This is a genomic window from Ruegeria lacuscaerulensis (genome assembly GCF_013034745.1).
GTDB lineage: Bacteria > Pseudomonadota > Alphaproteobacteria > Rhodobacterales > Rhodobacteraceae > Ruegeria > Ruegeria lacuscaerulensis_B.
On record NZ_WQGP01000003.1, the window covers coordinates 138,118 to 161,046 of the forward strand.

The 22,929-nt window shown below is 57.2% G+C and carries 18 protein-coding genes; 6 read left to right on the forward strand and 12 right to left on the reverse strand.

Annotated features, from left to right (window positions below; genetic code table 11):
• The 8 genes from lpdA to GOV79_RS06895 all read right to left on the reverse strand — a co-directional run bounded on the left by lpdA (position 1) and on the right by GOV79_RS06895 (position 12,716).
• Positions 1 to 1,734 (reverse strand): dihydrolipoyl dehydrogenase, encoded by a 1,734-nt coding sequence (gene lpdA, locus GOV79_RS06860; RefSeq protein WP_170789184.1) that lies wholly within the window; start codon positions 1,732 to 1,734, stop codon positions 1 to 3.
• An 11-nt stretch (positions 1,735 to 1,745) separates the two neighbouring features.
• Entirely contained in the window at positions 1,746 to 2,996 is a 1,251-nt protein-coding gene (aceF, locus tag GOV79_RS06865) for a dihydrolipoyllysine-residue acetyltransferase (RefSeq protein ID WP_170789186.1), read from the reverse strand.
• 27 nt (positions 2,997 to 3,023) lie between these two features.
• Positions 3,024 to 5,678, reverse strand: coding sequence for a pyruvate dehydrogenase (acetyl-transferring), homodimeric type (aceE, locus tag GOV79_RS06870; RefSeq protein ID WP_170789188.1), 2,655 nt, complete (start codon positions 5,676 to 5,678; stop codon positions 3,024 to 3,026).
• A 33-nt stretch (positions 5,679 to 5,711) separates the two neighbouring features.
• Positions 5,712 to 6,434, reverse strand: coding sequence for an acetoacetyl-CoA reductase (gene phbB, locus GOV79_RS06875; RefSeq protein ID WP_170789190.1), 723 nt, complete (start codon positions 6,432 to 6,434; stop codon positions 5,712 to 5,714).
• A gap of 173 nt (positions 6,435 to 6,607) precedes the next feature.
• On the reverse strand, positions 6,608 to 8,287 hold the full coding sequence (dld, locus tag GOV79_RS06880; protein WP_170789192.1) for a D-lactate dehydrogenase: 1,680 nt from the start codon (positions 8,285 to 8,287) through the stop codon (positions 6,608 to 6,610).
• Positions 8,284 to 9,471, reverse strand: a complete 1,188-nt coding sequence (locus GOV79_RS06885; RefSeq protein WP_170772142.1) for an alpha-hydroxy acid oxidase — start codon at positions 9,469 to 9,471, stop codon at positions 8,284 to 8,286. Before GOV79_RS06885 ends, dld begins: the two co-directional genes overlap by 4 nt.
• Positions 9,472 to 9,485: 14 nt before the next feature.
• A complete protein-coding gene (locus GOV79_RS06890) occupies positions 9,486 to 11,549 on the reverse strand; it encodes a TRAP transporter large permease subunit (protein ID WP_170789194.1) in 2,064 nt (687 codons plus the stop codon).
• 117 nt (positions 11,550 to 11,666) lie between these two features.
• On the reverse strand, positions 11,667 to 12,716 hold the full coding sequence (locus GOV79_RS06895; protein ID WP_170789196.1) for a TRAP transporter substrate-binding protein: 1,050 nt from the start codon (positions 12,714 to 12,716) through the stop codon (positions 11,667 to 11,669).
• 350 nt (positions 12,717 to 13,066) lie between these two features.
• Between GOV79_RS06895 and GOV79_RS06900 the strand changes: the two genes are divergently transcribed.
• Positions 13,067 to 13,852 (forward strand): FadR/GntR family transcriptional regulator, encoded by a 786-nt coding sequence (locus GOV79_RS06900; protein WP_170789198.1) that lies wholly within the window; start codon positions 13,067 to 13,069, stop codon positions 13,850 to 13,852.
• Positions 13,853 to 13,866: 14 nt separating this feature from the next.
• On the opposite strand, the gene GOV79_RS06905 is transcribed toward GOV79_RS06900, so the two are convergent.
• A complete protein-coding gene (locus GOV79_RS06905) occupies positions 13,867 to 14,766 on the reverse strand; it encodes a LysR family transcriptional regulator (RefSeq protein ID WP_170789200.1) in 900 nt (299 codons plus the stop codon).
• Positions 14,767 to 14,881: 115 nt separating this feature from the next.
• Here GOV79_RS06905 and GOV79_RS06910 point away from each other — a divergent pair, with 115 nt between their 5' ends.
• From GOV79_RS06910 to GOV79_RS06920, 3 genes are all read left to right on the forward strand, one after another.
• Positions 14,882 to 15,502 carry a glutathione S-transferase family protein gene (locus GOV79_RS06910; RefSeq protein ID WP_170783485.1) on the forward strand — a complete coding sequence of 207 codons (621 nt, stop codon included), beginning with the start codon at positions 14,882 to 14,884 and terminating at the stop codon, positions 15,500 to 15,502.
• A gap of 66 nt (positions 15,503 to 15,568) precedes the next feature.
• Positions 15,569 to 17,203, forward strand: coding sequence for an FAD-binding oxidoreductase (locus tag GOV79_RS06915; RefSeq protein WP_170789202.1), 1,635 nt, complete (start codon positions 15,569 to 15,571; stop codon positions 17,201 to 17,203).
• 252 nt (positions 17,204 to 17,455) lie between these two features.
• Positions 17,456 to 18,316 carry an AraC family transcriptional regulator gene (locus tag GOV79_RS06920; RefSeq protein ID WP_170789204.1) on the forward strand — a complete coding sequence of 287 codons (861 nt, stop codon included), beginning with the start codon at positions 17,456 to 17,458 and terminating at the stop codon, positions 18,314 to 18,316.
• A gap of 469 nt (positions 18,317 to 18,785) precedes the next feature.
• On the opposite strand, the gene GOV79_RS06925 is transcribed toward GOV79_RS06920, so the two are convergent.
• Positions 18,786 to 19,427: a glutathione binding-like protein gene (locus GOV79_RS06925; RefSeq protein ID WP_170789205.1), complete on the reverse strand. Its 642-nt coding sequence runs from the start codon at positions 19,425 to 19,427 to the stop codon at positions 18,786 to 18,788.
• A 135-nt stretch (positions 19,428 to 19,562) separates the two neighbouring features.
• On the opposite strand from GOV79_RS06925, the gene GOV79_RS06930 reads away from it, so the two are divergent.
• Complete coding sequence (locus GOV79_RS06930; RefSeq protein ID WP_170789206.1) at positions 19,563 to 20,168, forward strand: SH3 domain-containing protein; 606 nt, start codon at positions 19,563 to 19,565, stop codon at positions 20,166 to 20,168.
• Positions 20,169 to 20,434: 266 nt separating this feature from the next.
• Here GOV79_RS06930 and GOV79_RS06935 read toward each other — a convergent pair whose 3' ends face one another.
• Positions 20,435 to 21,082 (reverse strand): RraA family protein, encoded by a 648-nt coding sequence (locus GOV79_RS06935; RefSeq protein WP_170789207.1) that lies wholly within the window; start codon positions 21,080 to 21,082, stop codon positions 20,435 to 20,437.
• Between the two features lie 3 nt (positions 21,083 to 21,085).
• Positions 21,086 to 22,318 carry an aminotransferase-like domain-containing protein gene (locus GOV79_RS06940; protein ID WP_331252401.1) on the reverse strand — a complete coding sequence of 411 codons (1,233 nt, stop codon included), beginning with the start codon at positions 22,316 to 22,318 and terminating at the stop codon, positions 21,086 to 21,088.
• A 132-nt stretch (positions 22,319 to 22,450) separates the two neighbouring features.
• Between GOV79_RS06940 and GOV79_RS06945 the strand changes: the two genes are divergently transcribed.
• Entirely contained in the window at positions 22,451 to 22,909 is a 459-nt protein-coding gene (locus GOV79_RS06945) for an Lrp/AsnC family transcriptional regulator (protein WP_170772119.1), read from the forward strand.
• Positions 22,910 to 22,929: the final 20 nt, after the last annotated feature.

The window sequence follows — 22,929 nt, forward strand, 5'->3', positions numbered from 1 at the left end:
TTAGTGACGTTTCTTGGGCGGGATCAGATCTGTGATCGTACCCTCGAACATCTCGGCGGCAAAGTTCACCGTCTCACTGAGCGTCGGGTGCGGGTGGATCGTGTGGCCCAGATCGACTGCGTCTGCACCCATCTCGATGGCCAGCGCAGTTTCGGCGATAAGATCACCTGCATTGGTGCCCACGATACATGCCCCTACGACGCGCTGATCTTCGGGATTGAACAGCAGCTTGGTGATGCCTTCGGACCGGCCATTAGAGAGGGATTTGCCGGATGCAGCCCAAGGGAACACGCCTTTTTCGACCTTGATCCCTTTGGCCTTGGCCTCGGTATCGGTCAACCCGCACCATGCCACCTCGGGGTCGGTATAAGCGACCGAGGGGATCAGCTTGGCGTCGAAGAACCGTTTGTGACCGGCGGCCACTTCGGCGGCGACCTTACCTTCATGCACTGCCTTGTGTGCCAGCATGGGCTGGCCGACCAGATCACCGATGGCGAAGATGTGCGGCACACCCGTGCGCTGCTGGTTGTCCACCGCGATGAAGCCACGTTCATCAACCACAACACCCGCCTTTTCGGCGTCGATCAGCTTGCCATTGGGCTTGCGACCCACGGCGACCAGAACCTTGTCGAACGTGTCGGTGAAGCTTTCGCCCTTGTCATCTTCGAACGTGACTTTCAGGCCCTTTTTCTGAGGCTCAATCGCGGTCACTTTGGTCTTGAGGAAGATGTTCTCGTACCGGCCCTTAATGCGGTTCATCAAGGGTTTGACGATGTCCTTGTCGGCACCGGGGATGATCTGATCCATCAGTTCGACCACGGTGATGTTCGACCCCAAAGCGTCATAGACGCAGGCCATTTCCAGACCGATGATACCTCCACCAAGAACCAGCATCCGTTTGGGCACATCCGCCAGTTCCAACGCCCCGGTCGAGTCGATCACGCGATCGTCGTCATGCGGGATGAAAGGCAATTCAACCGGTTCAGAGCCCGCAGCGATGATACACTGGTCGAATGAAACGGTGGTCATGCCATCATCACCCACAACTTCGATCATGTTGGGGCCCGAAAAACGGCCATAGCCGCGCACGATCTGAACCTTGCGGCCTTTGGACAGACCGTCCAGACCGCCGGTCAGCTTGCCGACAACGCTGTCTTTGAAGGCGCGCAGCTCGTCCAGGTCGATCTTTGGTTTACCGAAGCTAACCCCGTGTGCGCCCATCTCTTCGGCTTCGGTGATGACCTTGGCCACGTGCAGCAGCGCCTTCGAAGGGATACAACCCACGTTCAGGCAGACGCCGCCCAGTGTCGGGTTGCGTTCGATCATGACCACCTTCTTACCCAGATCGGCAGCACGGAAAGCGGCGGTGTAACCACCGGGGCCAGAGCCCAGCACAACCACCTCGGCATGCACATCGCCCTGACCAGTCGCCGTGCCGGTGGCGGCCACGGCTTGCGGCGCGGCGACGGGTGCTTCTGCCGGGGCAGCTTCGGGCGCGGCCCCATCGGCGGCTTCCAATGTCAGGATCAACGCACCTTCTGAGACGTTATCGCCTTCGGACACGGCAATCGAGACCACTTTGCCTGCGGCGGGGGAGGGGACCTCCATCGTGGCTTTGTCGGATTCCAGTTCGATAAGTGGGTCCTCGGCGGCGACAGTATCGCCGACCGAGACAAGAATGCTGATCACGGGTACATCGGAGAAATCACCGATATCGGGTACTTTGACGTCCATCTGATCTCTCCTTACCACATCAGCTTGCGCATATCGCCCAACAGCGTCTTGAGCGTCACGCAGAAGCGCGCGGCCAAGGCGCCATCGACGGCACGATGGTCATAGCTGAGCGACATTGGCTGCATCAGGCGCGGCACAAACTCCTCGCCATTCCAGACCGGCGCCATTTTCGAGCGGGTCAGGCCCAGGATTGCCACCTCGGGTGCATTGACGATGGGGGTAAAATGCGTGCCGCCGATACCGCCCAACGACGAAATCGTGAAGGTCGCGCCCTGCATATCGTTTGACTTCAGCTCACCCGCCCGGGCCTTGCCGGACAGCTCCATCAGGTCCTTGGAAATCTCGACAATCCCCTTACGGTCGGCATCCTTGATGACCGGAACCACCAGCCCGTTGGGCGTATCCGCGGCGAAACCGATATTGTAGTAGGATTTGCGGATTAACTTGTCGCCATCAGGGTGGATGGACGAGTTGAATTCCCAATGCTGTTTCAACGCACTGACCGAGGCTTTGACGACAAAGCTAAGCAGTGTAACGCGATAGCCTTCTTCCTTGGCCATCGTGTCCATTTCCTTGCGGTACTTGTCCAGATCGGTGATGTCCGCCTCGTCATTATGCGTCACATGCGGGATGTTCAGCCAGGACCGATGCAGGGCGGGGCCCGACAGCTTTTTGATCCGCGGCATTTCCACATCTTCCACGGGGCCGAATTTCGAGAAATCGACAACGGGGATCGGCGGGATGCCCATGCCGCCCGCCGCACCGGCAGCAGCCGGGGCCGCCGCGGTTGAGGCTTTCAGGAACTTGGTGACGTCTTCGCGCAGGATGCGACCCTTACGGCCCGAACCGTTGACTTTGGACAGGTCGATATCCAACTGGCGCGCAAAGGCGCGCACCGATGGTGAGGCGTGGGCCTTGCCGAATCCCCCATCCACAACGGGCGCAGGTGCCGGGGCAACAGGCGCTGCGGTCGGTGCCGGAGCGGCAGCAGGTGCGGGCGCAGCCTCGGCCGGGGCGGCAGAGGCCCCTTCGCCTTCCAGCAGCAGGATCAGCGCGCCCTCAGACACGTTGTCGCCCTCGGCCACTTTGATTTCCTTGACGACACCAGCGGCCGGGGAGGGAACCTCCATCGTTGCCTTATCGCTTTCCAACTCGATCAGCGGGTCTTCGGCGGCGATGGTGTCACCGACCGAAACCAAAATGCTGATGACGGGAACGTCCGAGAAATCCCCGATATCCGGGACTGTTACTTCGATTGCCATTTCTATATCTCCTCGTGCCCCGTGGCCTTAAACCAACCGGGGGTTCGGCTTGTCGCCGTCAATTTCATATGTCTTGAGCGCTTTCTCGAGCTCGGCCTTGGTCACAGCACCTTCACGGTACAGATCGACCATGGCGGCCGCCGCGATGTGGTTGGCATCGACCTCGAAGAACCGGCGCAGGTTCACCCGGCTGTCCGAGCGGCCATAGCCATCCGTGCCCAGCACGGTGTAGCGACCGGGCACGAAGGCGCGGATCTGCTCGGCGTAGTTCTTCATATAGTCGGTGGCCGCGATGATCGGGCCCTTGGCTTTAGACAGCTGCTCGGTCACATACGGCACACGTTCTTCGGCCAGCGGGTCCAGACGGTTCGCGCGCGCCGCGTCCTGACCATCGCGAGCCAGTTCGTTGAACGAGGTTGCCGACCAGATATCCGAGGTCACGCCGAAATCTTTCTTCAGCATCTCGGCCGCTTTCATCGCCTGCACCAGAATGGTGCCCGAGCCCATCAGATTGACGTGCTTCTTGCCCGGCTTTTTGACCTCCTGGAACCGGTAGAGCCCCTTGATGATGCCTTCTTCGGCGCCCATCGGCATATCGGGATGGGCATAGTTTTCGTTCATCAGGGTCAGGTAGAAATAGATATCCTCCTGATTGCCATACATCCGTTGCAGGCCGTTCTGGATGATCACCGCGACCTCATAGCTGAAGGTCGGGTCATAGGTGATGCAGTTCGGAATGGTGCCCGCAAGGATATGGCTGTGCCCATCCTCGTGCTGCAACCCTTCGCCGTTCAACGTGGTCCGACCGGCAGTGCCGCCCAGCATGAAGCCCCGCGCGCGGCTGTCGCCTGCGGCCCAGGCCAGATCGCCAATCCGCTGGAACCCGAACATCGAGTAGTAGATGAAGAACGGGATCATCGCCACGCCGTGGTTGGAATAGGACGTCGCCGCCGCAATCCAGTCGGCCATGGCCCCGGCCTCGTTGATGCCCTCTTGCAGGACCTGACCGTTGGTCGTTTCCTTGTAGAACATCATCTGATCGGCATCTTCGGGGGTATAGTTCTGACCCGCCGGATTATAGATCCCGACCGAGCGGAACAGCCCCTCCATCCCGAAGGTACGGCTTTCATCCGGTACGATCGGCACCACGTTCTTGCCGATACCCTTGTCACGCAGCAGCGTGGTCAGGATACGGACAAAGGCCATTGTGGTCGAAATCTCACGATCCCCGGTGCCTTTGAGCTGCGCTTCGAATTTGGACAGGTCCGGGATTTCCAGCGCGGGTGCGGTGCTGTCGCGTTTCGGGAATTCTCCCCCCAGCGCTTTGCGCCGATCGGCGAGATACGCCTTTTGTGCATTGTTCAGCGACACGAACGGCGCGTTGGGCAAATCTTCGTCACTGACAGGGATTTGGAACCGGTCGCGGAAGGCGCGCAGTTGATCTTCGGCCAGTTTCTTTTGCTGGTGCGTGGTGTTCTGACCTTCACCAGCCGAGCCCATGCCATAGCCTTTGACGGTTTTCACCAACAGGCAGGTTGGCGTGCCTTCATTCTCGGTTGCACGTTTGAACGCAGTAAAGACCTTTTCGGGGTCATGCCCGCCCCGACGCAGCGCCCAGATCTGATCGTCGGTCCAGTCTTCGACCAGAGCGGCGGTTTCGGGGTATTTGCCAAAGAAATGTTCGCGAATATAAGCGCCGTCCTTGGATTTGAAAGTCTGGTAGTCCCCATCCACAGTCTCATCCATCAACTGGCGCAAGCGGCCGGAGGTGTCTTTCTCCAACAGCTGATCCCAGCCTTTGCCCCAGAGCAGCTTGATCACGTTCCAACCTGCGCCGCGGAAGTCGCCCTCAAGCTCTTGCACGATCTTGCCGTTGCCGCGCACCGGGCCGTCCAGGCGTTGCAGGTTGCAGTTGATGACAAAGATCAGGTTGTCCAGACCTTCGCGCACGGCAAGGTCAATAGCACCCCGGCTTTCGGGTTCGTCCATCTCGCCATCGCCCAGGAAGCACCACACCTTGCGGTCTGCCATGTCGATATGGCCCCGGTTGTGCATGTATTTCATGAACCGCGCCTGATAGATTGCCATCAATGGACCCAGACCCATCGAAACGGTCGGGAACTGCCAGTAATCGGGCATCAGCCACGGGTGCGGATAGCTGGACAGACCTCCTCCGCTGACTTCCGAGCGGAAGTTTTCCAACTGCTCTTCGCTGATGCGACCTTCCATGAAGGACCGGGCATAGATGCCAGGGATCACGTGGCCCTGAAAGAACACCAGATCGCCGCCATGAATCGCTGATTTCGACCGCCAAAAGTGGTTCAGGCCAATGTCATACATGACCGCCGACGAGGCGAATGAGGCGATGTGCCCACCGTATTCGCTGCTGACCTTATTACGCCGCACAACGGTCGCCATCGCATTCCAGCGGTTGATCGTCCGAATGCGCCATTCCATGTCCTGATCGCCGGGAAAGGCATACTGATCATCGACAGGAATGGTGTTCTGGTATGGCGTGGTTGCCGAAAACGGCAGAGTCGCCCCGGCGGCGCGCGCCTTTTGCACCGCTTTGTCCAGCAGGAAATGCGCACGATTGGCGCCGTCCCGTTCGATGACGTCTTCGATGGCGTCCTGCCACTCCTGAGACTCGATTGGGTCGATGTCGGGTTCAAGGTCTTTCATGTGGCAGGGTCCTTTTTTGTGTGTGTCCGCGCGTTAGACGAAGAACTGCGCGCCGTTGGCAGAGATGGTCGAACCGTTGATGAACTGACTGTCATCCGAGGCTAGGAAGGCCACGCAGCGGGCGATCTCCTCAGGCTCGCCCAGCCGTCCCGCCGGGATTTGTGCGATGATCGAATCGCGCACCTTCTCGGGTACAGCCATGACCATCTCGGTTGCTATATATCCGGGGCAGATCGCGTTTGCGGTGATGCCAGCCCGCGCGCCCTCTTGCGCCAGAGATTTGACGATACCCAGATCGCCCGCCTTGGTTGCGGCATAGTTCACTTGCGCGAACTGACCTTTCTGACCGTTGATCGAACTGATGACGATGATACGGCCAAACTTGCGCTCGCGCATACCGGGCCAGACGGGGTGGACGGTGTTGAACACACCGGTCAGGTTGGTGTCGATCACGTCTTTCCACTGGTCCGGGGTCATCTTGTGGAATGGTGCGTCGCGAGTGATGCCTGCATTGGCCACGACAACGTCAATGGGTCCGAGGTCCGCTTCGACTTGCGCGATACCTGCGGCCGAGGCTTCGTAATCGGCAACATTCCACTTGTAAGTCTTGATACCTGTCTCGGCGGTGAAGGCGGCGGCCTTTTCATCGTTGCCTGCATAAGTCGCGGCTACATTATATCCTTCAGCCTTCAACTTTCTAGAAATCGCTTCGCCGATACCCCGGCTACCACCGGTTACAAGTGCAGTACGTGTCATTTTCAATTCCTCCAATTAGTCAGAAACTTTGACCTAACTCACTTTGTTACGTAGCGTAATTTTCAGCGTACGGATAGGCCTGAGCGGAATACCAGCTATGCGTCTCAGGAAAAGTTTAACGTTAAACTATCTGAAAAACGCCACGCATAGCCTTGGGCGATTTACTTGATCCCTTAGCCATAGTTGCGGGATTTTGACATCTTGCCGATCCCCGGATTGAAAGAGTTTGTCGGATCGCAACACGTGTAATGCGCCGCAAGGTCGGGTTTGGCCTTATAGAGATGTCCGACATTATGTTCCGCCGGATATTCAGCACCACGTGCGTCGAACAGCTTCAGCATCGCAGCCTTCAGTGCTTTGGGATCCGCCCCTTTGCGCACCACATAGTCCTGGTGCATCACGTGACACATGAAGTGGCCATAGTAGAGTTTGTGAACAATCTGATCGCTGATCTCGGGCGGCAAAACCTCAAGCCAATCACGATCATTGCGGCGTAGGGCTACGTCCAGCGCGATGATGTCCTCGACCTCATCTGCGTGAATCGCCATGTAGCGCACCGCAGCACCGGCGGCTGCAAACCGGTGCAGACCCGCGATCTTGGCTTCGCGGGGGGTGCATTCGAAGAAACCTGCATCGCGCCCTTCGAAGAAGCCGGGCAACCAATTGCGGATCGCCTCGATGCCATCGTCCTTCATCTTCAGGATCAGATGATGTTCATAGGCCTCTCGGTATTCGATCATCCTCTTGGGCAGGACCTGCGGCAGGAGGCTGACTGCGGCCTGCATGAACCGGTCGGTGAAATTGCGCAGAAAAGGAATGCGCCGTAAACGTGCATCCACTGCGCCCTTCAGCGCAAAGAACATCGGCAAGCGATCTGTGCCCAACTTGTCGATCATCCACACCGTGTCCTTACCGTAGGCCTTAGTGATGTCGAACACGTCGCGCTGCATGTACTCGGCCGAGACTGGCAGGGACGCGAATTGCGACAGGATATGCCGGCGCAACTCGGCCAGATCGTCTGGGGAGTTGGTTCCGATATAGAAAACCTGTTCAGCCTCGTTCTTGGCGAAAGTGTCCAGACGCACGGCAAACACAGCCATTTTTCCGGCTGAACCCGCAGTTTCAAACAGCTTCGCCTTATCCGCATTGTATCGTGCGGGCGTTTCGGCATCCACGTCGCGCACGATCTGCGCATAGTCACTGGCCGAGGCGCGTTTATTCGTGGCCCCCGGATTGCGCTCGAACTGACCAGTATCGAGATTTGACAGTATCTGTTCCGGTGTCTCACCCAGATCAATGCCCAGGTGGTTGACCAGCTTTAACGTGCCGTCTTCGGTGATGCGGGCATAGACTGACAGCTCGGTGTAAACCGGCCCGCGTTCAACCAATGAACCGCCCGAGTTGTTGCAGACCCCGCCCACAATCGACGCCCCGATGCACGAGGATCCGATCACCGAGTGCGGCTCACGCCCCATTGGGTCCAGCAACTTTTCCAATGCAAAGAGCGTGGCACCCGGAAAGCTGACGACTTGCTCGCCGTTGTTCAGCGGCACCAGAGTATCCATGCGGCGGGTGTTGATCAGAACCACATCGCGGTCATAGCGGCCCGAGGGTGTTGACCCTTCGGTCAGGCCCGTATTGGCGGCCTGCATGATGACGATCTTGTCGGCTGCAACACAGGCTTGTAGCACCTTCCACTGTTCCAGCAGGGTGCCGGGTTGTACGACGCACAGCGCCTCGCCTTCACCCGACCTGAACCCACGGCGGAACCGCTCGGTGGCGCGTGCGCCGGTCAGCACATGGCGTGACCCGACGATTGCGCGGAAGTCGGATATGAGGGCATCGTTGGTCATGCCGCGTTCCGATGCGCCAACCCCTGAACCGTCACCGGGTCACGAAACCGCAGATTGGCGCGCGACAGTTGATCAACCCGCGTGACGCCCATCAGCTTCATGTCGCGCTCAATCTCGGCCCGCATCAGCCCCAACGCGCGTTCGACACCGGGCTGTCCAGCAGCCGCCAGCGGATACAGATAGTGCCGTCCGACACCAACCGCCTTGGCCCCCAGAGACAGCGCCTTCAGCACATGAGTGCCGCGTTGAATGCCGCTGTCCATCATCACGTCCAGCTTGTCACCCACCGCATCCACGATCTCGGCCAGTTGGTCGAAAGGTGTGCGCGAGCCGTCCAGCTGACGTCCGCCATGGTTCGACAAGATGATCCCGGTGCAGCCGATCTCGGCCGCGCGGCGGGCGTCCTCGACGGTCATGATCCCCTTGAGGCAGAACTGACCGTCCCATTCCCGAACCATCTGGGCCACATCGTCCCAGTTCATCGACGGGTCCAGCATTTCGGTGAAATAGCCACCGATCGAGCTGGCTCCGCCGCTCATGTCCACGTGCTCGTCCAGTTGCGGTAGGCGGAATTTCTCGTGCGTGACATAGTTGATGCCCCACATCGGTTTGATCGCGAACTGGATCATGCCGCCCAGCGTCAGGCGGAACGGGATCGAGAACCCCGTGCGCAGGTCACGCTCGCGATTGCCGCCGGTGATGCTGTCCACGGTCAGCATCATCACCTCGACACCCGCCTCTTTGGCGCGCTGCATCATGGCCGAGTTCAGGCCCCGGTCTTTGTGGAAGTAGAACTGATAGACCTGCGGGTTTTTGTGTTTCTGGCGTAGTTCCTCCAGCGAAACGGTGCCCAGCGAGGATACGCCGAACATAGTCCCGTATTTCTCGGCCGCCGCCGCCACCGCGCGCTCGCCCTGATGGTGGAACAGGCGCTGCAGTGCGGTGGGAGAGCAATAGATCGGCATGTCCAGCTTTTGCCCCATGACCGTGACGGACATGTCCACGTCTTTGACCCCGCGCAACACCGATGGCAGCAGATCGCAGCGATCAAAGGCGTTGGTGTTTTCGCGATACGTCACCTCATCATCCGCGCCACCGTCGATATAGTTGAAGATCGGTCCCGGCAGGCGGCGCTTGGCCAGTTGGCGGAAATCGTGGAAGTTATGGCAATCGGTCAGACGCATGTCTCTTCCTCCTATCAATACGCGACGGATGGCAGCCAGGTGGCCAATGTGGGCCACAAGAAAACCAACGCCAGCCCGGTCAGTTGCAGCAGGACAAACGGGATGATGCCCTTGTAGATGTCGGTCAGTTTAATCTCTGGCGGGCAAACGCCTTTGAGATAGAACAAGGCAAAGCCAACCGGAGGTGTCAGGAAGCTGGTTTGCAGCGTGACTGCCACTAGGATCACGAACCAGACCAGCGCGGGTTCGTCCAAGACGCCAAAGCCGGGTATGTCGATGCCCAGCCCATTCACGATCGGGCGCATCAGGGGCAGGACGATCAGGGTGATTTCGATCCAGTCCAGTACAAAGCCCAGCAGGAAAACGATGAACAGGATGAACAGCACCGTGCCACTTGCACCGAACCCGGTGGATTGCACCACATGTTCGATCAACTCATCGCCGCCGAGTTCGCGCAGCACATAAGAGAACACGGTCGCGCCCAGGAAGATCGCAAAGATATAGGCGGTGGTGTTGAAGGTCGACACCAGCACGTTCCACAGCTTTTGGAAGGTCAGCTTGCGATAGCCCAAGGCCAGCAGGGTCGCACCCAATGCACCGATGCCTGAGGCCTCGGTTGGCGTGGTCAGGCCCGCAAAGATCGAACCCAACACCGCGAGGATCAGCAGCAGCGTCGGGATGACAGCGATCAACACGTCTTTGACGGCTGCCCAATCGGGGGCCGTAGCGCCCTCGGGGACAGGGGCCGCGTCGCGTTTCACCAGCGCCAAGATGAAGATGTAAGTCAGGTAGAGGCCACCAATGATCACTCCGGGGACGACGGCGGCCATGAACAAATCACCCACCGACAGGGCCATCTGGTCGGCCATAATGACCAGCATGATCGAGGGCGGGATTAGAATACCCAACGTGCCCGACGCGGAAACGACGCCCGCTGCCAGCGTAGGTTGATATTTCTGCTGCATCATCGAGGGCAGCGAGAGCACGCCCAGCAACACAACAGACGCACCAATGATCCCGGTTGAAGCCGCAAGGATGATCCCGATCAGGGTCACGGTGATCGCCAAACCTCCGCGTACTGTGCCAAAGAGGCGCTGCATCGAAGACATCAGGCGCTCGGCCACGCCGGATTCGTCCAGCATCAGACCCATGAAGATAAACATCGGCAAGGCGACCAGAACCGCATTGGACATGGTCGCGTAGACCCGGTTCACCACCGCACCCAGCGTCAGATAGTCCAGCCCGGTAAAGGTGCTTTCCAGCCCCGTCCACAGCATCAGGTCGTTGTCGAACAAATAAGCCAGCCCGCAATAAGCGACACCGACACCCGCCAGCACCCATGCAACCGGATAGCCGGTGAAGAGCAGCGCGATGAAAGTCAGGAACATGGCGATGACCAGCTTTTCTTCGGTGGTCTCCACCAGGAAGGTCAGGCCAACGCAGACGGCGGCAAAGACGGCCAGTACCAGCAGAATGCGGCGCAGGGAAGCGCCCTCACGTTCGCTTTCGGGGCCGTAGATCAGCGCGTGGCCGTCATGGATCAGCCGAGCGAGGGCGGCCAGCGCCAGCAGCACGAAGCTGATCGGAATGACGGCCTTGAACGCCCACCGTGCCGGCAAGCCAGTCGGGCTGTCAGAGCGTTCGTTGACGCGGAAGCTTTCGTAGAAATAGTCAAACCCCTGGTCGATCATCAGATAGATGAACGGGGTCAGCAGGGTCAGGATGCCGATGACTTCGATTACTCGCTGGGCGCGTCGGGAAAGCTGCATATGCAGCACGTCCACACGCACATGGCTGTCGGTGATCAGGGCATAGGAAATGCCGATCATCGTGACGATGCCGTAGAAATGCCACTGGATCTCATCCAGCTTGGGATAGTTCTGGCTGAAAAGGTAGCGCAGCGAAACCTGTGAAAAGATCGCTGCCATCAGCAGCACATTCGCCCACATCACAACATGCCCAACGGCCTTTACGCCCGAGTCGATGGCAACGGCAATTTTCTGGCGGTCTGTATCGGGGTGCTCCAGGAAGCCTTCATAGGCTTCGACCGGATCATTGAGGTCTTTAGGCGTGGCCATGTGTAATCCTCGCTCGGTTGACCGGCTTAACCGCGGTCAAGGGATTGCAGGTATAAATCCTGAGAGAACCAGGGCGGCAGAGGAAGGCCGCCGCCCCGGCAGCGTCAGCAATTCAGCTTACTGACGGGGGAGGAACGCGTTGGTTTTCCACAGGTCATAGCCATCGCGGAACTGGGTCATGTCATCCATGACCTTGGCAAAGAAGGCGTCGTTCGCAGCCTCTTCCGCTGCAACCTCTTCCCAGGTCGCGCGGAACGTGTCCAACATCTCGGGCGACCACTGCTTGATGGTGACACCGTTGTTTTCAACGTTGTCGATCAGTGCGGCGTGCTGAATAGCCTCACCTTCGGCAAAGCTGTCGGTCATCGAGGCCTTACAGGCATTTTCGAGGATCGCCTTGTGCTGATCGCTGGCTTCGTTCCAAACGTCCTTGTTGATCATCAGCTCAAACACAGTCGCTTGCTGGTGCCAGCCGGGGAAGTAGTTGTACTTGACCAGCTTGTGGAAGCCCAGACGGGCGTCAATTGCAGGCATTGAGAATTCGGTCGCGTCAATCGCGCCTTTTTCCAGCGCCGGGAAGATCTCACCACCGGGCAGCAGCGAAGTGGCAACGCCCAGTTTCTGCATGACTTTGCCGCCCAGACCAAAGAAGCGCATCTTCAGGCCGTTCAGGTCTTCGGGGCTGTTGATCTCGGATGCAAACCAGCCTGATGTTTCAGGCGCGATAACGGCGCAGGGGATGACGTGGACATTATAGCCCGCCTGGTCGTACATTTCCTGATACAGCGACATACCGTTGCCATAGTAGAGCCACGCCATGTATTCGCCGGCTTCGGGGCCGAAAGGTACCGCCGAGAACAGCGGTGCAGCCGGGATTTTACCCGCCCAGTAGCCGGCGGTTGTGTAGCCCGAGTTGATCTTGCCAGTCGACACCGCGTCCAGAATTTCAAACGGCGGGACCAGTTTGCCGGGTTCATAGACCTTCATCTTCAACGTGCCGCCCGACATCAGCTCAAGCTGTTCGGCCACGCGCGGAATAGGCGAGCCTAGACCGGGCAATTCGGTCGAGAATGCGATCGGGGTTTTCAACAGCAACTTATCAGCGGCAAGCGCGGGTGCAGCCATCAGGCTGGCAGCAACCGCAAAGCTCGTCAGGGTCTTTTTCATGAATTCTCCTCCGGGATGTTTCGGACGCAACGTCCAATCAATCTGTGACGCAAGGTTGTCTGGCGCCTTGAGTGGTCAATAAAGTTTACCATATCAATCAGTCAACAATTTTATTTACCACTGGTCTGGTCACGCAACTGCCCATCGGTTTGAAATTTTTCGCAACTGGAAAGAGTGCAAGAGCACCCGGCTTCAGTTTCTTTGCGATTTTTCTTTTTCAAAACAGTGAAAAGTGTACTTTCCGGGAATACAACCTGGCGGCAAATATTAAGTTGAATACTAAGGTTTCAAAGGTTAACTTATTTTACCAAGTGCTATGTACAGGACCCTGATCAGAAAGGCGGCCCGACATGACCCCAACTGCGATTTTTGAACCGATTGGCCACGAATCACTGGCGGACGCGGTGGTTGCGCAGATTGAAGATCTGATTGCCTCGGGCGTGTTGAAACAGGGTCGCAAGCTACCATCCGAGCGAGAGCTGGCCGAAATGCTGCGGGTTTCACGCCCAAAACTGCGCGAAGCGCTGCATACGTTGGAAGAACGCGGTCTTGTCACCACGCAGCACGGAGAAGGCACTTTTGTCGCCGCCCTGACCGGAAGCGCCATGTTGCCCGCTTTGCTGGCGCTCTATGAACGGCACGAACCGGCATTTTTTGATTATCTGGAATACCGCCGCGAACAGGAAGGGTTTGCCGCCCGTCTGGCCGCGCGTCGTGCAACCTTGGCAGACAAGGAGCGGATCTCTGAAATCCTGGCCGAGGATGAACGCGCTTGGCGTGAAGGGGATGCTCTGGCTTCGCGAGAGGCGGATTTCGCGCTGCACGCAGCCATTGTCGACGCAAGCCAGAACGCAACGTTGATCCACATGATGGCGTCAATTTATGAACTGACCCGCCAAGGCGTCTTTTACAATCGCGATTTTCTGAAAACCATCGACGGAACCGGCAAACAGTTGATGGAACAGCATCGCGAACTGGGGCAGGCCGTCATAGACGGCGACGAAACCCGTGCACAGAAAGCCGCGCACGATCACATCGATTTCGTCGAGGAATCCTTCAAACTCGGTCTGGAAAGGCGGCGTCGAGAAGCCATGGCGGAAAAAAGGCGCATCTTGTCGAACTCGATGTCGAAGTAGCGATCTGCAACCTGTCAGACGCCCGCGTTGCAGATCAACTCGTCACCGGCAAGGTGATCGATCAAAGCACGGACTCGGGTGGTAAGGCGGCGGTTCTGAGGGAACAAGGCGGCGACGACATAGGGGGTGACGCGATGGTCGGAGAACAGTTCGACCAATGCACCTGATTTCAGTTCTCTGGCGACCGTATAGGCCGGACATCGCGCGATTGCCGCGCCAGAGACCGCAAGCTGTGCTGACGCGGCCGGAGCATTCGCTTTCAACCGCCCACTCACCTGTACTGCCACATCCTCTCCATCAATACTAAACCGCCACAAGGCGGGTTCGGACATGTTGCCGTCCAGAATGCAATCATGGTTTGCCAACTCCAATGGATGTTGAGGCACGCCAGCACGCGCCAGATACGCGGGCGCCGCACAGATGATCAGGGGCATCGGCCCCAACTGCCGGATCTTTAGCGAGCTATCGCGCATCGGACCGATGCGGACGGCCAGATCTAGCCCTTCCTCTATGATCGACACGCGAAGGTCGGATAGTTGCAGATCAATCTCGACCTCGGGATGTAGGGTGGCGAAAGCAGCCAGAGACGGCGCAAGACGGACAGAGCCAAACCCGGTCGGCGCCGAGATTCGAATAACGCCCTGCAAGGATGTCTGGGCATTTCTGACCGTTTCCTCCAACTCGTCAAACCCGTCCAGTAGCGGCTCACACATAGTCAGATAGGTCGCGCCCGCATCAGTCAGAGACACGCTGCGTGTGGTCCGGTTCAGCAATTGCACCCCCAGCGCGTCCTCCAAATCAGCCACGTATTTGCTGACCAGTCGCGCAGATTTGCCCAACCGCTGGGCGGCGGCGGTGAAAGAGGCGTTCTTGGCCACCAGCGCAAATGCGCGCATTCGGTCTATCTTATCCATGGTTATTGCGCCCTCTCAGGGCTTAATCATCCACCAAAAGTGGCAATTATCATCAACCCGTGCAAGCGTTATCTGTCGCTCCAGTTCACAGTTATTCAATGATCGGAGCCACAACATGTCTAACCCAGTTCGCATTCACCATTTCCCAAAGTCAGGCCATGCTCACCGGGCGCTGGTTTTCGCCAAGCTGGCGGATATCCCGCATGAGGCTGTCTTTGTCGATCTGGTCGCTGGCGCGCATAAGACGCCCGAGTTTCTGGCGATGAACCCCAACGGCCAAGTACCGGTTTTGGAAGATGGCGATGTGGTTGTCTCGGACTCGAATGCAATTCTGGTGTATCTCGCCCGTCAATACGCGCCGGACTGGATGCCCAGCGATGCGGTCGGGGAAGCTGAAGTCCAGAAATGGTTGACCCTGGCTGCGGGCGAAATCGCCTTTGGCTCATGCGCGGCGCGCTTGATTACTGTCTTTGGCGCCCCGCTGGACGTTGACTTCGCGGCAACCACCGCTGCCAAGGCGATGCAAAAGCTGGAAACGGGTCTGGAAGGCCGCGATTGGCTGGTCGGGGATCAACCCACCATCGCTGATGTCGCCGCCTATTCCTACACCGCCCATGCGCCCGAGGGGAATGTCTCGCTTGAACCCTATCCGAACGTGCGCGCTTGGATTGCCCGATTCGAGGCGCTGAACGGGTTCGAAGCCATGCCCGCAACCGCCGCTGGCCTTGTGGCCTGAACCAAACCCGCCCCAAGGTCGGCATGTCTGGCCTTGGGACTTTTGGCAACCGAAGGGATCAGGACGATGACCGATGCCGCAACTCCGTTCCACGCAGGCGAACTTGCCGCGCAGCAACGCGCGGGCGTTGGCTATATCGCCACAAAAGGCGCGCCTTTCATCCGAGAGTTCATGCCCGACCAGCACCGCACCTTTTATCAGGCGCAACCCTTTCTGGTTGCTGCATCCGCAGACACAAAAGGCCGGGTCTGGGCTAGTATTATCGAAGGGCGCGATGGCTTTGTCCGGTCCCCTGACGCCCACACAATAACCTTGGACACAACCCCGGATCCATCCGACCCGCTGGCGCAGACACTGACAGCCGGAACCGATATTGGCGTGGTCGGGATCGAGCTTGCAACAAGGCGACGCAACCGGTTCAGCGGCAGAACGCGGCCAACCGATAGTGGGCTCGCCATAGATATCCGTCAGACATTCGGCAACTGCCCCCAATACATCAACGAACGGGACTGGTGGCGGGTTCAACGCAACCAGCCCGTCCGGCCACTAACATCGGAAAGCCTCAATTCCGCACAGATCAAGCGAATTGAAGCCGCCGACACTTTGTTCATTGGCTCTGGTCAGCAAGGACAACAAGGGGCGGCCTCGAACGGGTATGATGCGTCTCACAGGGGGGGCGAGCCGGGATTTGTTCGCGTGATCAGCCCAAACCGTCTGCGCATCCCCGATTACTCGGGCAACAACTTTTTCAATACGATTGGCAACTTGCTGCAGGACCCTCGCGTCGGGTTGCTGTTTGTCGATTTCGAAACCGGTGGACTGTTGCATCTGACCGGGCGCGCCACGATTGACTGGTCTCCCGAAGAAGCGCGCGATCCGAACATTCTGCGCATGATAGAAGTCGAGCTCGACGCCGTGATCGACCGGCCCGAAGCCCTGACGCTCAGATGGTCAGCGCAACCGACACCATCCCGGAAATTGATCGTCACCAACAAGGTTGTCGAGGCTGAGGGGATCACGTCCTTCCATCTTGCGGCAACCGACGGCGATCCGCTGAAGTTGTTTCAAGGCGGTCAGCACCTGCCCATCGCATTGGATATCCCGTCGCATGACAAAAAGGTCCGCCGCACCTATTCCCTGTCAGGAACAGCAGGAGGCGACCACTACCGGATAACTGTCAAACGCGAGGCCAGTGGTGTCGCCTCACGTTTCTTGCATGATAACGTGGCCATCGGAGATGTTGTCGAAGCCAAGCCGCCCACCGGGGATTTCATCATTCCCCAAGGTGATGCGCCTTTGGTTCTGGTCAGCGCAGGCGTCGGTTTAACGCCGATGCTGGCGATACTGCACCAGCTCGCGGGGCAGGGGAGCCAACGCCCGGTCTGGTTCGTACATGCCGCGCGCAACGGGCGCCACCACGCCATGGCGGACGAGGTTGGACAGCTTGTGGCTACAAACCGCACCCTCAGAAAACGCATCTTCTACAGCACACCCGACAGCACAGACCAGCTGGGACAGGACTTTGACGCGACAGGTCGGATTTCGGCCACCGACCTTCTGGCGTTGGGTGCTGGACGCGATGCCCACTACATGCTGTGCGGCCCATCTGGGTTTGTAACCGATCTGAAATCGGGGCTTGAGAACGCGGACGTGCCGCCCGACCGAGTTCTATTTGAGGTTTTTGGAACGACTAAATCATAGCTGTGAGAAAGCTATTTTGAATTTCGAACCCGGTATCAAAGGGTAGACAACCTCTTGTTGCGCAGCCTAACTTTTGGGAATTCGCAAAGGTAATGTGGTCGATCCCCGGTTCGACCCGCAGGATCGAAGGAGCGGGCCATTTCAGACGGAAACGCCAACGCAGCCGAAAATCGGTTCGTCCATCTTTCGACCCAAAAATTCCGCCCCAAGGAAAAGTTTGAATTCTGGCGCAGCCTGCACCCGTGGATTTCTATGGACGCGTCGGACCGATCGCGCGAGGCCAACTACAAAGGCCAGCTTTCCTATTTTGGCGCGCCCTCGGGCGCGACCTTCGGATTTACCCGTTCAGACGATACGACCACTTATTTCGGTCAACCGACGGGGGACTATTTGGTTCTTAGCTCGACAATTTCCGGGGCCGTTCGCCTTGAGACCAAGGATGGTGACGGCCAGACGGTAACGGCGGGGTCGAACCTGGTTGTTCTGGACGGTTCAGTCCCAGTTTCAACCCGCACACGAGATCATTCGCATGTCTACATGACCCTTCCGATGGAGCTGATCCGGGATCAGTTAGGGGGCGAGGTCCGTCCCGCGGGCAGGGGGGTTGCCCAAATGGCACCCAATGGGTTGGCCCCCTTCCTGGAAAGTCAGTTGCATATGATGGCCAAGGAGTGCACCAAGCTTTCTGAGGTTGAAACTCTGCATCTGATTGACTCGTTGCAAAGCCTGGCTCTGGGGGCCTTGTCGCGTCTGGGTTCTGATCCGCCACCTGCGGGCGCCCCTGCGCAAACGCACGCACTTCATACTGCTGCGACGCGTTACATCGCATTGAATCTTGGGGACGAAAATCTCAGGGCCGACTCGGTCGCGGATGCAATCCAATGTTCCAGATCGTCCCTGTTTCGCGCGTTTCAAGACCACAACGACACGTTCGGCAATCATATCCGTCGCGCAAGATTCAAACTGGCAAAATCCTATTTGGTGAACCAGCCAGACATGCCGATCCAGATCGTGGCCCATCTTTGCGGCTATAAAACCCCGGAATCCTTTGGTCGGTTCTTCCGCGAGCAGGCCGGAATGACAGCATCGGCATATCGAGACAGCGGCGTCTAGACCTTTTCTATCCTAAATTCCTTGATCAGATCTTGGTTCTGACACGTTTTGTCAGGCAATTGAGACGTACTGGCAGGCCAATGTTCTGTCGAGTTGACTTGGCTTGTATATCCTCGTCTTTAACTTGGCACCTTCGGTTGATGTGGCTCTCCGGTCAACTAGCGACAGGTTGCTTCACAGAATGGGGTCGACCGAACACGTTTGAAAATTCCTCGTCAATCTAAGCGATATCGCGTCGAAGTTTTCCCTAATAACGGCTGACGCGATGCCCATCCCCGACTTCTGGCGATCACCTTCATGATCTTGGATCAGTTGCCCTGCAGGCTATGAGCTGGTCCTGATTGAAGTACGCCTTCTGGTCGGGGATGGGGTTTTCATAACTCCTGACTGGCTTTTGCCAAGACCAGATTGGTTTCGATTCAGTTCGCTCGCAATTTAACCAATTTCCCTTGGTTTCAAACTTGGAGACTTAAGCGGAAAACAGTTCTTTTAGCCTGCGATCCAGCGCCCGGTCGTCATCGATCAAAGCGGCAATAGTCGGGCGCGACAAGGCACGGGCTCGATAGGCGTTGAGATTTGGAAAGGCCGAGTGATCAACTTTTGCATGATCCGACAAAACGAAGAACCACGTCAGATAGGCATCCGCCGCCGAAAACCTGTTACCCAACAGATAATCGCGCCCATTCAAATGATCCTCAATTATCTGAAACCTGAGCGGTGCCAGAGCTCGTACACGATCTTTCACTTCATCCGTGGCTTCCTTGTAGAACACCACACGAAACAGCCCCTTGTGCAGTTCCGTCGCGCAGAAAGCCAGCCAGCGCAGCATCTGAAAATACTCCGGGCTGTCAGGCGATATCCGGAAATCATTGTCTTTGGACTGTACCTGAATCCAGGCAATGACTGCCGAGGTTTCGGTTAGTTTGGTTCCATCGTCAAAGCTGAGAACCGACACTTGCCCCAAGGGGTTCACGTCATAGAGCGAACCACCTGCCGCCAGATTTTTACTGCGCAAGTGCAACGGCTCAATTTCCAGTTCGACACCCGCTTCGGCTGCGGCGAACCGCGCAGCCAATGAACATGTGAATGGGGCATGAAAAAGCGTTGGCATAAACAGGTCCGATCAATTGAATTGGTAAGTTACTGCGCTCGGCAGAATAGACTCAAACTTGTCTGCAAGGACAGGCGTAAATACGGGGTCCGAACCTTGAGAAAATCCGCTTTCGTGATCGCATGAAAGGTTAACTTGACGAGCGTCTTTTTGACGGTTGTAGTGCAAAAAGACGAATTTGGATTGGATCGAATTATGCGAATTTTTGTGCCTTTTCTGGCGGCCACTTTCTTTCTGGCATTCTCGCTGAGCGCGGCACTTGCCGAAACTCAAGCGCACACAACCACCTCAGTTCATATGCGCGCAGGGCCAGGCACAAACTATCCCGTGGTGGCTACATTACCGCAAGACGCAACGATCGAGCTTTATGGCTGTCAACCGGGCTATACTTGGTGCGACGTCTCCTGGAATTCGGCGCGCGGCTGGATCGCTTCGAACTACATTTTGGTTGATAGCGAGGGACAGACCAAGGTGATGAACCCCGTCATCGCAGCCGCATTGGGAATTGCCTTTGTAGAGTTCAGCCAGGCCTATTGGGAAAACCACTATCAAGCCTATCCCTGGTTTGCGTATTGGAACCGCTACTACCATCCTTATCACCCAGTCCCCGGGCCGTATTGCTACCATTCACCACAAGACCCAGCCTGTCACTATCCACCGCATGATCCGAACCGGCTGTATCAGCCTGAACCGCATTATCCCTTCTATGGAAACGGATACTACCATTTTCACCGCCACTGACTGACACGGGTATTGTCGCTGAGAGCCTGAGGATAAGATCAATAAGGTCGTGTTCAGCTGTTTGACCAGTGAACTTTTTGTTGGCGTTAAATAACACACTGTTTTTAACATAACATGGATTACAAGATCTGCTACTGAAGCAAGGCGCGCTAACGAGACATGCGTCTCCTTTCATAAGATAACGAGTTAGAGAGGTAAAATTCCTTGGATTGAACCCGTCTTCGCGACGCCGTCTGTGCGTCTCAGTTTCGGAACGGCCCAGAAGTTCAAAGGCCAAACACATCCATGGCGTTCTTACCCGCCTTGAGCCCTGCGACCCATTCAGCTTCTTTGCCGATTTTGTCCTTCACGTCGGATAGAAGATCACGGGCAGCAACCGGAGAAAGGACCACAAGTCCGTCACGGTCACCCAAAATCAGGTCACCCGAAGCTATTGTGCATCCGCCGAAAGAGACTGATGCATTGATTTCTCCATCGTTAGCGCTGGTGGGGCCACGGGGCGTAATGCTTCGGGCGAAGACAGGAAAATCCTCCCATGAACCCAGCGTGTCTATGTCACGTACGGCCCCATCTACAACAACCCCTTTGCAGCCGAGGTCCCTCAGGTGCCCGCCTAGAATTTCACCTATCATGGCGAATTCGGTTTCACCGTTGGCGGCAATCACAACAACTTCGCCGGGCTTTGCATGGTCTAAAACGTGAATGACGCCCCCGAAATCAGGTGGCGAAACCGAGACAGTCCGGGCCCGCCCCAGCAGATGCAGTGGCCCGGCATCCAAGGTTCTTACCTGAATCGCCGGATCGATCAGACTGGATGGCTGCAAGTCGGCCACGATACTGGCGGGCACACCCCGCCACGCCTCGACTTGGTCCTGACTTAAGGGAATGTTTTCGGGATGTATGGTTACCGACATTCTTTACCCTTTCTCGGCAAGTTGACGCTGAACAGCTTTCGCCAATCGTTGGACGGCTTCGGTCAGTTTGGCCTCGTCGTTTAAGGTGAAATTCAGACGGATCCCCTGCCTGTTTTCCCCATGGGCATCAAAAACGCTACTAGGCGAAATACAAACCTTTTCGTCCAGCGCAATTTCAAACAAGCGGTCCGTGTCGATACTCTCATCCCGCGCACGAGCCCAGACAAACATGCCGCCTGCGGGCACCTCCCATTCGAACCACTCCGCCAGATAGGAATTCAGAGCCGCACACAGGGCATCTCGTCGCCTGCGATACATGTCCAGGACCTGCGATTGTGTTGCCTTGATCAAGTCGGATTTCAGGATTTCATACGTAATACGCTGGGTAATACCGCTTGTGCACATGTCCGACCCTTGTTTGGCAAGTGTCAGTGCGGAGATCATCTTGGGCCTCGCAATCACCCAACCCACGCGTAGACCAGGGGAGATCAGCTTCGACATCGTGCCCAGATAGACGGTGTTGGACAATTCCCCAGTCTGAAGCGCTAGATCAAACAGGTTCGGGGGCAAAGGACCGTCGTAGCAAAGACTGCCATAGGGATCGTCCTCGACAAGCCATGCCCCGGTTTGACGGGACGCGGCCAGCAAGGTACGGCGCGCCTCCAATCCGACCAATCGTCCTGTCGGGTTAGAGAAATTGGGCACAGTATAGGCAAACTTTGCGCCTTTCATGGCTTGAAACGGGTCGAACGCGGCGGCATTCAGATCCATGTTTCGAAAGCGCGGGCGACGGGGTCGCCATGCGTCAAGAGCTCCCAGATAGGTCGGAAACTGCCCCGCAATCAGATCCCCTTCGTTCAGCAAGACCTTTCCCAACAGGTCGAGCGCTTGCATGCCGCTAGTTGTTATCAACACATTTGCGGCAGTCAGTTTTACGTTTTTGGTAGAAAACCGGTGCGCAATGGCATTGCGCAATTCCGGGAGGCCTTCGATCGGGCCATATCCCAGTGTCTCGGTCGGGTGGGTCTCAATAACCCTTTGGGCCAGTTTTGCGATCTGGGGACCGGGATAGGTCGCAGGTTCAGGTAGCCCCCCAGCTATGTTGAGCAGACCGGGAATTTGACCGGCCGCGAGAAAAGCTCGTGTGATTTCATTTGTCTCAGACAACCAACCGGCAAAGGCTGCGGGCTCGACAACCGGCTCGCCCACACGTTCCAGTTTGTTTTCCAACTTCACATTAAGTCTCCTGATCGGTTCTTCGGAAGGATAGCCAAAGTCGCGCGCGCTTTCTCGGCGTTCTTCGCTTTTATCCCTGTCAATATTGATGATTTGTGCTAATTTTTAGCACTAAAATAGAGGAAAACGTTAATGTTCGACCCGGATAGTATCGACAAACGCATACTGGCGGAACTACGGCGCGATGGGCGCCTTGCCATAAGTGATCTTGCCGAAATTGTTGGGCTTTCACCGACGCCCTGCGCCCGCCGGGTCAGAAAGCTTGAGCAGGCCGGGATTATTCGCGGGTATCACGCAGACATCTCGCCGGAAAATCTTGGGAAACAAATCTGTGTGCTGATTTCAGTGAAACTGGCGAAACACAACCCAGACGGCCATGCGGTTTTTCAACAAACTGTAAAACAGAGTTCCGAGGTCTCGGAATGCCTGATGGTGACCGGTGCGGCGGATTATATCCTGAAAGCCTGGTTTCCGGATATCGAGGACCTGCGTCTGTTCATTACCACCACGGTTCAAAACCTTCCCGAAGTTGCCGAGACCTCGACAATGTTGGTTGTGGGGCAAACAGATACCGGATTCGAGATGATGTGATCTATGTGATTGCGCCCCGC

Excerpts from the sequence above, each read along its gene's own strand:
- GOV79_RS06900 (WP_170789198.1), top strand. The coding sequence starts at position 13,067 with ATGACCCCAACTGCGATTTTTGAACCGATTGGCCACGAATCACTGGCG.
- GOV79_RS06890 (WP_170789194.1), bottom strand. The coding sequence starts at position 11,549 with ATGGCCACGCCTAAAGACCTCAATGATCCGGTCGAAGCCTATGAAGGC.
- GOV79_RS06945 (WP_170772119.1), top strand. The coding sequence starts at position 22,451 with ATGTTCGACCCGGATAGTATCGACAAACGCATACTGGCGGAACTACGG.
- aceF (WP_170789186.1), bottom strand. The coding sequence starts at position 2,996 with ATGGCAATCGAAGTAACAGTCCCGGATATCGGGGATTTCTCGGACGTT.
- GOV79_RS06895 (WP_170789196.1), bottom strand. The coding sequence starts at position 12,716 with ATGAAAAAGACCCTGACGAGCTTTGCGGTTGCTGCCAGCCTGATGGCT.
- aceE (WP_170789188.1), bottom strand. The coding sequence starts at position 5,678 with ATGAAAGACCTTGAACCCGACATCGACCCAATCGAGTCTCAGGAGTGG.
- phbB (WP_170789190.1), bottom strand. The coding sequence starts at position 6,434 with ATGACACGTACTGCACTTGTAACCGGTGGTAGCCGGGGTATCGGCGAA.
- GOV79_RS06905 (WP_170789200.1), bottom strand. The coding sequence starts at position 14,766 with ATGGATAAGATAGACCGAATGCGCGCATTTGCGCTGGTGGCCAAGAAC.
- GOV79_RS06885 (WP_170772142.1), bottom strand. The coding sequence starts at position 9,471 with ATGCGTCTGACCGATTGCCATAACTTCCACGATTTCCGCCAACTGGCC.
- GOV79_RS06935 (WP_170789207.1), bottom strand. The coding sequence starts at position 21,082 with ATGTCGGTAACCATACATCCCGAAAACATTCCCTTAAGTCAGGACCAA.
- GOV79_RS06910 (WP_170783485.1), top strand. The coding sequence starts at position 14,882 with ATGTCTAACCCAGTTCGCATTCACCATTTCCCAAAGTCAGGCCATGCT.
- GOV79_RS06925 (WP_170789205.1), bottom strand. The coding sequence starts at position 19,427 with ATGCCAACGCTTTTTCATGCCCCATTCACATGTTCATTGGCTGCGCGG.
- lpdA (WP_170789184.1), bottom strand. The coding sequence starts at position 1,734 with ATGGACGTCAAAGTACCCGATATCGGTGATTTCTCCGATGTACCCGTG.
- GOV79_RS06920 (WP_170789204.1), top strand. The coding sequence starts at position 17,456 with ATGGACGCGTCGGACCGATCGCGCGAGGCCAACTACAAAGGCCAGCTT.
- dld (WP_170789192.1), bottom strand. The coding sequence starts at position 8,287 with ATGACCAACGATGCCCTCATATCCGACTTCCGCGCAATCGTCGGGTCA.
- GOV79_RS06915 (WP_170789202.1), top strand. The coding sequence starts at position 15,569 with ATGACCGATGCCGCAACTCCGTTCCACGCAGGCGAACTTGCCGCGCAG.